The following is a 13,104-nucleotide window of genomic DNA, read 5'->3' on the forward strand; positions in this document are numbered from 1 at the left end:
TCAACCGTGACTACCGACGACCCCTTTTTCGACGCTGACGGTGACGACAGCGACCGTACGGTGATCCGTCCCATGCCCGGTGGCAGACGGCCGGGCGCGGGACCTGCCACACCCCGGGCCGAACCACCGCCGATGCAGCCCCAGAGGCCGGTTCCACCGCCCGCACGCTATGCTGTCGACCGGGGCCTCAATCCTCTGGTGACCGCCGCCGCCCCCCTGCTCTCCCTGCTGGGCAAACTGCGCAACGCCCCGAGCCACCCGGACGTCAACGGCCTGCGCCGACGCATGGAGGAAGAACTCCGCCTCTTCGAAAGCCGGGCCGCTTCCGCCGGGATCGACCACGAGAGCATCTTCGCCGCCCGCTACGCGCTGTGCACCGTGATCGACGAAACCGTGCTCAACACCCCATGGGGCAGCAACAGTCCCTGGAGCACAGAGAGCCTGCTGATCCTCTTCCACAAGGAGGCCTGGGGCGGCGAGAAGTTCTTCCAGATGTTGGAGCGCATGCTCAAGGATCCGGCCCGTTTTCTGGAGATGCTGGAGCTGATGTATATCTGCCTGAGCATGGGCTTCGAGGGCAAATACCGTATTCTCGAAGGTGGCAGCCGGACCCTGGAGCAGATCCGCGACAGCGTCTATCGCACCATCCGCATGCAGCGCGGTGAATACGAGCAGGATCTTTCGGTCCACTGGCGCGGTGAGCAGATGGGCGACAACACCCTGCGCCACTACATCCCGCTCTGGGTGGTAGCCGCACTCTCCGGCGTACTGCTGCTGAGCACCTTTCTGGTCTTCAGCTACTTCATCAACGACACCTCGGCCCCCGTTTTCAAAGACGTCTACGCGGTAGGCCGTGAGACTCCACCGGAGATCGACTCCGCCCCACCACCTCCACCACCGGTGAAGGACGATCTCTACGACCGGGTCTCCGGCTTCCTCGAACCGGAGGTTCGGAAAGAGCAGGTGGAACTGATCAACAATGATTCCGACGTGGTCATCCGCCTGCGCAACAAGGGACTCTTCGGTTCCGGCAGCGATCAGGTGAAGTCAGGCTTCCGGCCCTTGCTGCAACGCATCGCCGAAGCCCTGGCGGCCAATGTCGACGGCCCTGTCCTGGTGGCCGGGCACTCGGACAACATTCCGATCCACACCCTGCGCTTCCCCTCCAACTGGCACCTCTCCATGGGACGGGCCGAGTCGGTGGCTGGGATCCTGCGCCAGGATGCTGCGATAAAGGGTGAGATCGTTGCCGATGGCCGTGCCGACAACGAACCGCTTGTGCCCAACGATTCGTCGGAGAACCGGGCCAGAAACCGCCGTGTCGAGATAATCCTGGAGAAGTGATGAGCAAGATCGCAGGGTTCTTTAAAAAGCGCTGGGTAATCCAGCTGCTCGGGCTGATCGCCCTGAGTATCATCATCTGGTTTATTGGCCCCCTGATCGCCATCGCCGGCATGGTGCCGCTGGAAGGCATGATCGTGCGGGGTCTGGTGATCGTCTTCCTCCTCCTGTTATGGGTGCTCTATCTGCTGTGGCATCAGCTGCGGGCACAGAAGGCCGACAAGGCGATGATGGAGGAGATCAGCCAATCCGACGCGGCGCCAGGAGCAGAACAGTCGGCAGAGGAACTGTCGATCCTGCAGGAGCGTTTCGACGAAGCCCTGGGGGTATTGAAAAAGAGCGGCAAGGGGAAAAGCGGCAGTCAGTACCTCTATGAGCTGCCCTGGTACATCATCATCGGTCCACCGGGATCGGGTAAGACCACTGCCTTGGTCAACTCCGGACTCAACTTCCCGCTCTCCGACCGCTTCGGCAAAGATGCCATCCGTGGCGTGGGCGGCACCCGCAACTGCGACTGGTGGTTCACCGAAAACGCAGTGCTGCTCGACACCGCCGGGCGCTACACCACCCAGGACAGCCACGAGGCCGTCGACTCCGCAGCCTGGCTCGGTTTTCTCGATCTGCTGAAAAAACACCGCAAACGCCGCCCCATCAACGGCATCCTCATCGCAGTCAGCCTCTCCGACATGATGCTGCAGACCGAGGAGGAGCGTAGCCTGCACGCACGCTCAGTGCGCAGCCGCATCCAGGAGCTGAACGAACGGCTGGGAGTGAAGGCGCCGGTCTACATGCTGTTCACCAAATCCGATCTGGTCGGCGGCTTCACCGAATTCTTCGAGGATATGGGCCGCGAGGACCGGGCTCAGGTCTGGGGCATGACCCTACCACTGGAGGCAGCAGAGAGCACCGAGGGGGCGGTAAGCCGTTTTCCCGACGAATTCGATGCCCTCCTGCGACGCCTCAACGACCGGGTACTGGCCCGCCTGCACCAGGAGCGGGACATTCAGCGACGCAACCTGATTTTTGCTTTTCCCCAGGAGATGGCATCGTTAAAGGAGCCCCTCAGTCGCTTTCTCGACGGCGTTTTTCGTCCCAGCCGTTTCGAGGATCGGCAACTGCTGCGCGGCATCTACTTCACCAGCGGCACCCAGGAAGGCACCCCCATCGACCGGCTGCTGGGCAATCTGGCCCAGAACTTCGGCCTCGACCGCATTCGGTTGCCCGCCTTCAGCGGGCGCGGCCGCAGCTACTTCATCCAGGATCTGTTCCGCAGCGTCATCTTCCCGGAATCGAGCCTTGCCGGCAGTGACAAGAAGGTCGAGCTGCGCCGGGCCTGGATGCAACGTGGCGCCTATAGCGGGGCAATCCTGCTGACTATCCTCACCGCGCTGGCCTGGACCACCAGCTTTACCCGCAACCAGGTTGCGGTCGGCGATCTGGAAAATAACCTGGAGGACTATCAACAGTCGATCATCGACCTGGACTACCGCGTCACCGATTTCCGTCAACTCCTGCCACCCCTGGACGACCTGCGCGCCGCCACTGAAGTCTACCCGGAGGAGACGCCCCTTCTCATGGGCATGGGACTCTATCAGGGCAAGAAACTGGGACCCGCCACCGATTCTGCCTACCGGCGGACTCTCCAGGGACGCTTCCTCTACAGCCTCGGCGCACGGCTCGAGGATTATCTGCAGAGCCGGGAGCAGAAAGACCTGCTGCGGGAGGCCTTGAAGAGCTACCTGATGCTGGGTCACCCCGAGCATCTGGATCCGGAACAGATCAAACTCTTCATGTCTGTGGACTGGGGCAACCGGCTGGCCGGCGACAGCGAAGCCCAGAACCGATTGATGAACCATCTGGAGAGCCTGCTCGACCCCCGCTTCAAACCCCTGCCCCTGAACCTCAAGCTGGTGGCCCAGGCACGGCAGGTGCTGACCGAAATACCCCTGTCGCAGCAGATCTACAGCCAGATACGCCAGCGATCGGCAGCGGATCGCAGCAAGGATTTTCTGCTCGGCACTGCCTTGGGCCGTCATGGCGACCTAGTCTTCGGCGTCAACGAAGGGAGCCTGGAAAAGACCCGTATCCCGGCCCTCTACACCCGTCGGGGTTTCTATAACATCTTCCTGCCCCAAACCCTGGAGCAGGCGGAGGCGGCGCTGAGCGAAAACTGGATCCTGGCCGATACGGACGCCGGTGAGATCAGCGATGCCGAGGCGCTGCGTTTGGTGAAAGCGGTCAAAGATCTCTATGCAGAGGACTACATAACGGCCTGGCGCGGCCTGCTCGATGGTATGCGCATCGTCAAGATACGCTCCCTCCCCCAAAGCGTGGAGGTGCTGGACGTGGCTTCCGGTCCCTCTTCCCCCCTGCGCAAACTGTTGCGGGTAGTGGCCGACAATACCACCCTGAGCAAAGTCCCGTCCGATGAGAAAATGGCTGCCGCCGCGGACAAGGCCAAAGGGGTGGCGGATATCGCGGCGGAATTGAGCACGACTGCCTACCAGAAGAAAAACCGCCTGGAACGGCTGATGCGGGCGGCCGGCAAGTCAGGCGTGGAGACCCCAGGCAAATCCCTCGACCCAGTCGCAGTGCAGGTTGAGGAGACCTTCGAACGGCTCATCGAACTGGCCAAGGCCCAGGGTGACAACCCCGCTCCGCTGGAAGGTCTGATCGGTGATCTGGGCGACCTGCACGCCTCCCTGGCCGACCTGGAAGCCGCCGGCGGCAGCGCCGCACTGGCCGCTGCCAAACAGCGTGCCTCCGGTTCCAAGGATCCGACCAAACGGCTGCAACGCCGGGCCAAGCGCCTGCCCAGACCGGTCAACGAGTGGATCTACGCACTCACGGAACGGGGCTGGGGCGTGGTGGTGGGCAGTTCCCGCAACGAACTGGCCAAACGCTGGCAGGCGGAAGTGCTGCCACTCTGCCGCCGCGGCATCCAGGGCCGCTACCCACTTACCAAGGAGACCGAGAAAGAGGTCACCCTGAGCGACTTCTCGCGCTTCTTCGGCCCCGGCCAGGTGATGGACAAGTTCTTCGAGGAGAACATCAAACCCTTCGCTGACACCAACCGCAGTCCCTGGCGCTGGAAAAAGGCTGGTGGCCACCCGATGGGCGTTTCGGCGAACACCCTGCGCCAGTTTGAGTACGCAACCCGCATCCGCGAGGTCTTCTTCGCAGAAGGGGGCAAGCGGCCCAAGATCGCCTTCAGTCTCAAGCCCTCCTACCTCGATGCGGAGGTAAGCCGCTTCCTGCTTGATCTCGACGGCCAAAAACTGAGCTACCGTCACGGACCGGCCCGCAACACTCGCATGCAGTGGCCTGCCCCCGACGGCAGCGGGCAGGTCAGAATCCTCTTCGAGAATCTGAAAGGCCGTACCTCTGCCGATTCCAAGGACGGCGTCTGGGCCTGGTTCAAACTGCTCGATCAGGCCGAGGTAAAAGATACCGCGATGGCCGACCGTTTCTTGGTGAGCTTCAGCCTCGGGGGACAAACGGCGCGTTTCGAACTGCGGGCCGACAGCATCATCAACCCGTTCCGCATGCCAGAGTTGGAGGCATTCCGTTGTCCGGCGAAACTCTGACCCATGCGGCCCCACAGGCCAGCGGTTTTTTCGGCAAGTTGCCGAGCCACGGCGACTTTCTCACCCGCCGCCTGCCCCGTGGTTTCACCGACCCCTGGGACCGCTGGCTGCAGAACGCAGTGGCGGACAGCCGTGAGCAGCTCGGCGAGGACTGGCTCGACATCTACCTCACCAGCCCGATCTGGCGCTTTGCCCTCTCGACCGGGTTATGCGGTGAGACCGCCTGGTGCGGCATCCTGATGCCCAGTGTGGATCGGGTCGGCCGCTACTTTCCTCTCACGGTGGCGGCTCCACTGCAACCAGGCGGCAACCTGACTGCCCTGCTGCATGATGATGCCCAATGGTTTTCACGTTGCGAGGAGCTGGCGCTGGCTTCCCTGGCAGAAGAGATCCCTCTGGAGGATTTCGATCAGGCCCTGACCGATCTGCCACCACCGGCGATCCCGCCCCGTCCAGGAGCCGTCAGCAGCGATAGCATGGGAAGACCGGCCTGGCAGTTCGAACTCCCCTCCCTCGAATCCGCATTCCCGGTGAGCGATGCCCTAAACCAGACCCTTTTGGAACGGGCCTTTCCCGCCTACAGCCTCTGGTGGAGCGAAGGCTCGGAACGGGTCCGTCCCTCCCTGCTGGTCACCGAAGGCCTGCCGCCGATTCAGGGTTTTGCCGCTCTGCTCGACGGTAATTGGGTCAACTGGAACTGGAGTCAATACCGGGTTCCTCTACCCCCCTCACCCACTCTGGAGAGTGACAACGGGAGTGAACCGGAGACCAGCAAGCCAGCGAAAACAGAAGCCAAATGAACGGGACGACCGCCGTATACTGGGAATCCACCGCATTGAGCAACGTCGGCAAGGTACGCAAGCTGAACGAGGATGCCTGTCTCGACCGGGTTGAATCGGGCCTCTGGGTGGTGGCGGACGGCATGGGGGGACACAGTTCGGGCGACCTGGCCAGCGGCATGATTGTGGAGCGGATGCAGCAACTGAACCTGCCGGAAACCCTGAGCAAGAAAGTGGATCTGCTCGAAGAGACCCTGCTCGACATCAACCAGCAACTGCTGGCGGAGGCATTGCGTCGTGGTGGCAATATCACCATCGGCGCCACTGTAGTGGTGATGCTGTCCCATGCCACCCATCTGTTGCTGCTCTGGGCCGGTGACAGCCGCGCCTACCGTTTTCGCGATGGCGAACTGACCCAGCTGACCCAGGATCACACCCAGGTGGAGGAGCTGGTGGCAGAGGGTCTGCTACTGCGGGAGGACGCGGAGAACCACCCCGCCTCCAATGTAGTCACACGTGCGGTGGGGGCGATGGAAGAACTCTATGTGGACATGGACGATACCCGGGTCGAACCGGGCGACCTCTACCTGCTCTGCAGTGACGGTCTCAACAAGGAGGTGCAGGACAGGGAGATCGGGGAGATCCTGGCCATGCAGCTACTCCCAGGGGACTACTGTCAAAGGCTCATCGACCTCGCCCTTGAGCGCGGGGCCAGGGATAACGTTACCGTAGTGGTGGCCCGAGCCGACGCGGGGCAGCCTGAACGGATATGACCGACTTCAGGATCCTGTTGAACGGACTCAGTCAAGGCAGCATAAACGCCGACGAGCTGATCGAACGATTGTCCCAAATCGCCGAAGAGAGCCCGGAGCAGATTCCCGCACTGATTGAGGCGATTGACGAAGGCTTTCGCGTGGGACATCTACCACCCCAGATCCACGCCATGCTGCTGGCCCGGATCAAGAAACCAGCCCCCGCCGATGCGGAAACTCCAGTGCCACCACCCGGCGCAGAGGAAAAGAACCAACAGGATGAGAGCACCCGCATCGTCGGCAGTGACGATGCGACCCGGGTGGTCACCGGTCCCGGCAAAGAATCCGTAATCGATGACGAAGCGACGCGCATCGCCACCGGCCCGGCGTCACGCCCCCCTGTTGACGACGAGGCCACCAGGATTGCCACCGGGCATACAACCCCGCCCACTTCACCTTCCCAAACCTCCAACACACCCTCCTGGGCCAGTACCAGCGGCATGGGGACCACCACTGCGTCACACCGGATCAGCCACGAACCCGCGGTGGGTGACATCCTCAACCAGCGTTTCGAACTGGTGGAGGAGATCGGCCGCGGCGGCATGGGCGTGGTCTTCAAGGCACTGGATCAACGCAAAGTCGAGGCTAAGGATCGAAAACCTTATGTCGCCCTCAAGCTGCTGAACGAGAGTTTCAAGCAGCACGCCGCCTCCCTGATGGCACTGCAGCGGGAGGCGCGCAAGGCCCAGGATCTGAAACACCCCGACGTCATCGGCATCTTCGACTTCGACAAGGACGAACACGGTAACTACTTCATCGCCATGGAGTTCCTCGAGGGTAGCCCCCTCGACAAGGTCATCAAGAAGCTGCGCGGCACCGGCATGCCGCCGGAGCAGGCGCTGAAATTGATCACCGAGATGAGTCTGGCGCTGGCGGCCGCCCACAATCACAAACCGGGCATCATTCACTCCGACTTCAAACCCGGCAACGTCTTCCTCACCCAAGATGGTGAGGTCAAGGTGTTCGATTTCGGTATCGCCAGGGCGGCCAAGCCGAAGATCCCTCTGGCCGGCAGCGATGTCACCGCCTTCGATGCCAGCACCCTGGGGGCACTTACCCCCACTTACGCCAGCTTGGGAATGCTGGAGGGCCAGGACCCCGATCCCCGGGACGACATCTATGCCCTGGCCATCGTCGCCTACGAACTCTTCACCGGCGGCCGTCCCTTCGGTCGCCTGCCCGCCACCGAGGCGCAAAGCAAGGGACTACGTCCGGAACGGGTCAAGGGGCTGAGCCGGCGCCAGTGGAAGGGGCTGCAGCGGGGGCTGGCCTTCAAACGCGAAGACCGCACACCCAGCGCCGAAAAGTTTCTCGACGAACTGACCCCGAAGAGATCCCGGCTGCCGCTGATTGCCGGGCTCTCGGTCATGGGTGCCGGACTGCTGGGCTGGCTGCTGGTGCCGGATTATCTGGAGAGGCAGCGCGCAACCGAACTGGCGGCTCAAATTGAGCGCGCCAAGCTTGCCCAAATCCCCCTGCTGCTGGAAAACGCCACCGAACTCAGCCCCGAATCCCAACGGTTATTATCCGCCAAGGCGGTGGCCCGTCTCATCGGCATCATCAACCAGGGCACCCAGAATCAGATTCGGGAAGGTCTGCAGGTAACAGAGGAACTCCCTCCTGCTCAGAAGCGCGAGGTGATCTCCAGCGCCCGTGAGGCGATCCTCACCTATTACATCAGTCTGGCTGACGCCGCCTTCGCCCCCCAGGAGGGGAGCTATGACTATGTCGCTGCGGAACGGCAAATGGCCCTGGCCGGCGCCCTCTTTACCGATTCGATCCAGGTCTTTCGCACCACCCAGCGTATGGAGGATGCCCGCAATGACCTGCTCAATCGCCTGGATAGCCGTTTCAACGAAAACCTGTCCGCCGGGCGTCTGCTACCCGATCCGGTGATGGATGATATGGCAGATGTGCTCGGGATCCTGCGCCAGCTTGATCCCGAACATCCGCTGCTCACTGATCCACGTCTCGCCAATGCCTACAGCCAACAGGCAAGCGATCTCCTGGCAAAAAACGACGTGGACCGCGCCGCCATCCTGGCGGAAACGGGTCTGAAACAGTTCCCTGACGACATAGCACTGGAGAATCTGGCGGCCAGAATCCATCTGCTGCGCAACAAAGAGGAGGCCCAGGCCCTGTTGGTCGACCTGCATCGGGATCTCAAGCAGAGGCTCCCCGGGATCGACACACTCGATGGCTATCGGGAACTGGAAAAACCACTTGAGCAGTTGCGGTTGATCCAACCCGGCGATCCACTGCTCAGCCAGGCTGAAACGGGTTTGCGCAAGTTGCTTCAGCCACAGCTTGAACGCCTGATCTCACAGGAAGCGTGGAGCGACGCCAATACCCTGTTGAAACAGTTTGCCGGCCAACTCTCCAACGACTATATGCGAACACAGCAGAAACGTCTGCTTGACGGCAAGCGCGCCCCGGAACTGCTGGCTCAGGAGATCGCCGAGCGCAGACAGACCATCGAACAGTTGACCACCGGGGCAAAATTCACCGCTGCCTGGGAACAGGAACTGGACACCGCACTGAACAGTCTCAATAACCTGATCGAGGCTGACGACCCCTGGCTCAGCAAACAGGGAGAGAGGATCGGCCGACTCTACCTGCAGCAGGCAGAGAAAGAGCGTAGCGCCGACCAGTTCGCCAAGGCTGGTGCCCTGTTGAGTCAGGGTAAACATTTTGCACCAACCATAACGAACCGTTTCAAGGCGGAACGCGGCTTGCTGACCTCGGCGGAATCAGCCTGGGAGCAAGAGAACAGGGAGCGCATCCAGCTGGCCCGGATAGAGGGTGCCAAACAATCCCTGCTCACCCAGGCCAAGGCAAACGACGTCACCCAGGCCAGCAAGACGTTGCAGGAGTTGCAGCGGGAGTTACCGGCGGCTGATCCTTTTCTTCAGGTCACCGGGCCCGAGGCCATCGGCAGGGCCTATCTTCGTCTGGCAAAGAGGCGGGCAAAGAGAGATGACTTTGTCGCAGCCATAAAACTGGTTCGACACGGTCTGTCGATTGCGCCTGAAATGCCGGAACTTACCGAAAAACTGGGGGATTTCCAACGCAAAGTCGAATTTCAAAAAGTTGGCCAGGCATTGAAAAAACAGCCTCCGAAAAAACTTCATGCACAAGAGGCCGAGTTACAAAAGTTGCGACAAAAATACCCCGAGCAGTACCCGGTGGCCGAGAAAAAATATGTCGCTCTGCTCATCAAGCGTATTGAAAATGCAAAGAACCCGGCTATCTCCACCTCCCTGCTCGCCGTGGCCAAACAACTCTTTCCCGATAACCGGGCATTGACAAAAGTCGTGATCACCAAGCCGCTGAAACCGTCAATTATTGCCGCGCGCGGTTTAGCGGCAGTCGACGCCGGACGCCTCAATGAGGCCAAAAAGCTGCTGCAGGAGGCAAAGAAAAAGGAGTCGGGCCACCCCGATCTGGCACGCCTCGGGAAGTCCCTGAAGGTACGCCAGGAACAGGCAAAAAAACATTTTTCCGATCACCAGACAGCATTGAAGACGAAAGACCGCAAACAGGCCATCGCCAAGGTGGAACAGGCTATCGAACTCTGGAACGACAATGCCACCTTCAAGAAAAAACTGAAGGCGTTACAACAGCCCGTCTCCAAAGACCGCTGCAACCCAAAATATGCCGGTTACGGTAAACGCAGCAGCAAGTTCCGCTGTTACGATCTGCTGGACGGCAAGCAGCGCGGCCCCATTATGGTGGTGGTACCTGCCGGTGCAGGAAACGTCACACCCTACGCCATCGGCCGCTACGAGATCTCCGTCGGCGACTACAATACCTATTGTCGGTTGAGCGGCAAGTGCAAACCCCGTGCAGGCACAAGCACCAAGCTACCTTTGAACAATATCTCACTGCAGACGGCTCAGGCCTATGCCAAGTGGCTGACCGGGAAGACCGGCCACACTTACCGGCTGCCACGGGAGGATGAATGGCTACACGCCGCCAAGGCAAAAGGGCGTCAGCCCGCCGGTTCGGACTTCAATTGTCTGCTGCGCAGTGGCGGTTCGGTGGTCAAGGGTGGCGCGCCCATTGAGGTCAATGTGGCACCGCAGAACGCTTGGGGCCTGTTCAATTTTGTGGGCAACCTGCAGGAGTGGGTAAACAGTTCAAACGGGATCAAGGTCAGGGGCGGCCATTTTAACTCACCGGCAGACACCTGCAGTATCAACCTCAGCCAGAAGCATGGGGGTAGTGCCGACAAGGTGACTGGATTCCGGCTCCTGCGTGAGATCAAAGGGTAGGCCATGAGCGACACGCAGCCCAAAATCAGACTACGGCAACTGGCACGGGAATTCGCCGAGGGCCGCATCGACCGGGAGAGCTATCGCGCCCGGCGTGCCGGGTTGTTGGATGCCCTGTCTCCAACGGACAAGATTGCTCCGGCTTCCGGCAGGAAGGCAGCCGCTGCCACAAACCGTTCCATCCTCCCCCTTGCCGCCACTGCCGGTAGTCTGTTACTGGTGGCGGGGGTCGGACTGTTTCTCCTCTTCACCGGGGATGGCGAACCGATATCGACACCGCCAGTTGTACCGACTGAAACACAACCGCCTCCCCCCATGGTTGAACCTCCCCCACCCCCCATGATTCCAGAAACGGAGGAGACACTGGTGGCGGTGCTAAGGGCATTCGTGCTGTCAGACGACTGGCGTGAGGAGAGCCGGGAGCGGCTTCTGCAAGAGTGGCAAAGCCGGGGAGCAGAGGCTAAAGCGAAGGCGAGATCATCACGATGGTTCCGCGACCTGGAAACCGATTTCCAGTCACGTCTTGAGGAGGAGCGCGGACTGGCCACCAGCAGTAATGGGGATAAGGTGAAATCGCTATTGGACTTTAGCCATCGATTGGAGCTGCAACACGCCATCGCGGAAAAAACGCCGATCATCGTGCCGACCCCGGAGAAGAAACCCCGCCCGGTTTCTCCCCCCCCGCCCCCTGTCGAAAAACCAGCCCCCAAAACCACACCCAAACCTGTCACGACGCCACCCAAGTCTGTGACCACGGTAGCCCCGAAACAGAAGATGGCATCGTCCATCGAAGCTCCGATCAAACAACCCGTTGCCAGCGAGCCGGTGAAACAGAATGCCGAAGAAAAACCGGCAGCCTCCCCCTCACGGAAACAGTCAGCAAATGTGGAGATACCCGTTCCACCAGGGTGTCGTCCAAAGTATTCCAGCCGATATCGGCTTCAGTGCAGGGATCGTCTGCAATTAGGTGAAAACGGACCTTGGCTTGCAGTGCTTCCTGGTGGACTTTTTGCCATGGGCAGCAGCGAAAAAACGCAGGAAGAACCCGTACATCAGGTCAACATCGCCTACTCTTTCACCATCTCAACCCATGAGGTCACTTACCGGGAGTACGCCAGGTTCTGCAGGGCCATAACCGGAGAGTGTCCCGAGCAGCCTTGGAATCGTGACGATCTTCCTGTAGTCAACGTCAGTTGGGACGACGCCAAACGCTACACGGCCTGGCTCTCGAAGCAGACAGGCAAGGGCTATCGCCTCCCCACCGAAGCTGAGTGGGAGTATGCGGCGCGGGCGGGCAGCACCGGCCCCTATCCCGTGGCCGAGGCCGATCTCGGCAGTTATGCCCACTATGCCCGTCACGGCGGCGAGGACTCACCGCAAGCCGGCAAGCCACAACGTACCAATCCCAACGCCTTTGGCCTGTTTCACATGGCCGGCAATGTTCGGGAGTGGGTGTTGGACAACTGGCGTAATAATTACATCAACAGCCTTGGCGATGGAAAACCCCGTTTTGATCCCCAGTCGAAACAGCGTGTGGTGCGCGGAGGCAGTTATAACGACTCAGCCAGTGCTCTGCGTTCATCCGCCAGGGCCGCCCTGCTCCAAACCCAATCCGATCGCTATACCGGTTTTCGTGTCGTTCGGGACATCTATCTCAAACCCGGTCGGGCTGACCTGGAGAGATGGGGAGACTGGTGGTTGTCACAGCAGGACGCAGCCCACTACACGGTGCAACTCTTTGCCCTCAACCAACTGAACAAGCTGGAAGATCTCATGAAACGTCATCCGGGTCTGGCCCTAAAGGTCGTCAGCGCGAACGATAAAGATTTCAAATACCGGATTCTTTACGGGCTCTTCGCGACAAAAACCGCCGCCGAGGAAGCTTTCAACAAACTGCCAGAAGCTTTACGGAAACAGGTACCCCGTCTGGTGATTAAGCAGATTGGTGAGTTGTAGGGTGAAAAAAAATCCGCACATGGCGAACACTGAGGAACGTGTAGGGTGTGGTGAGTAAAACGAACCGCATCAATCACGGCTGAATGCGGTCAAAGAATACCCACGAGATAATTGTTTCGGCAAGGAATCGGGCTGAAGGAGGACCCTGGTCAAATTCTCCACACCGCTGTCGGTCTGGGTTTCCCGACATTTCGATCTCCGTCTTCAGACTATGTATGCCGTTACCATAGTGTAGCGATCCTGTGAACTGAGGAAATTCACGCCGGTGCCGCTGAATCAACGGGGCATTGCTGCCAAAGTAGTAGCGCAGCCCAAGGAAATAGTAGCTGTAGTCACCCTCACCCTTGGCTGCACC

7 protein-coding genes are annotated in these 13,104 nt (G+C 60.4%); 6 read left to right on the forward strand and 1 reads right to left on the reverse strand.

The window, feature by feature from the left end:
- Positions 1–6: 6 nt before the first annotated feature.
- The 6 genes from icmH to G9Q73_RS07220 are packed head-to-tail and all read left to right on the forward strand — an operon-like array spanning position 7 to position 12,749.
- Complete coding sequence (icmH, locus tag G9Q73_RS07195) at positions 7–1,344, forward strand: type IVB secretion system protein IcmH/DotU (RefSeq protein ID WP_177419186.1); 1,338 nt, start codon at positions 7–9, stop codon at positions 1,342–1,344.
- On the forward strand, positions 1,344–4,928 hold the full coding sequence (tssM, locus tag G9Q73_RS07200) for a type VI secretion system membrane subunit TssM (RefSeq protein WP_177419187.1): 3,585 nt from the start codon (positions 1,344–1,346) through the stop codon (positions 4,926–4,928). Before icmH ends, tssM begins: the two co-directional genes overlap by 1 nt.
- Positions 4,910–5,728, forward strand: coding sequence for a type VI secretion system-associated protein TagF (gene tagF, locus G9Q73_RS07205; protein WP_246345096.1), 819 nt, complete (start codon positions 4,910–4,912; stop codon positions 5,726–5,728). The genes tssM and tagF overlap by 19 nt, the downstream gene beginning before the upstream one ends.
- Complete coding sequence (locus tag G9Q73_RS07210; protein ID WP_246345098.1) at positions 5,725–6,480, forward strand: PP2C family protein-serine/threonine phosphatase; 756 nt, start codon at positions 5,725–5,727, stop codon at positions 6,478–6,480. Before tagF ends, G9Q73_RS07210 begins: the two co-directional genes overlap by 4 nt.
- Positions 6,477–10,793, forward strand: a complete 4,317-nt coding sequence (locus tag G9Q73_RS07215) for a protein kinase domain-containing protein (RefSeq protein ID WP_246345100.1) — start codon at positions 6,477–6,479, stop codon at positions 10,791–10,793. Before G9Q73_RS07210 ends, G9Q73_RS07215 begins: the two co-directional genes overlap by 4 nt.
- A gap of 3 nt (positions 10,794–10,796) precedes the next feature.
- Positions 10,797–12,749, forward strand: coding sequence for an SUMF1/EgtB/PvdO family nonheme iron enzyme (locus G9Q73_RS07220; RefSeq protein ID WP_177419188.1), 1,953 nt, complete (start codon positions 10,797–10,799; stop codon positions 12,747–12,749).
- A 73-nt stretch (positions 12,750–12,822) separates the two neighbouring features.
- Here the strand turns inward: G9Q73_RS07220 and G9Q73_RS07225 are convergent.
- On the reverse strand, positions 12,823–13,104 hold a 282-nt coding region (locus G9Q73_RS07225), incomplete at its 5' end, for a hypothetical protein (protein ID WP_304956571.1).

It is taken from the genome of endosymbiont of Lamellibrachia barhami (assembly GCF_011947365.2).
Taxonomy (GTDB): Bacteria; Pseudomonadota; Gammaproteobacteria; order Chromatiales; family Chromatiaceae; genus QGON01.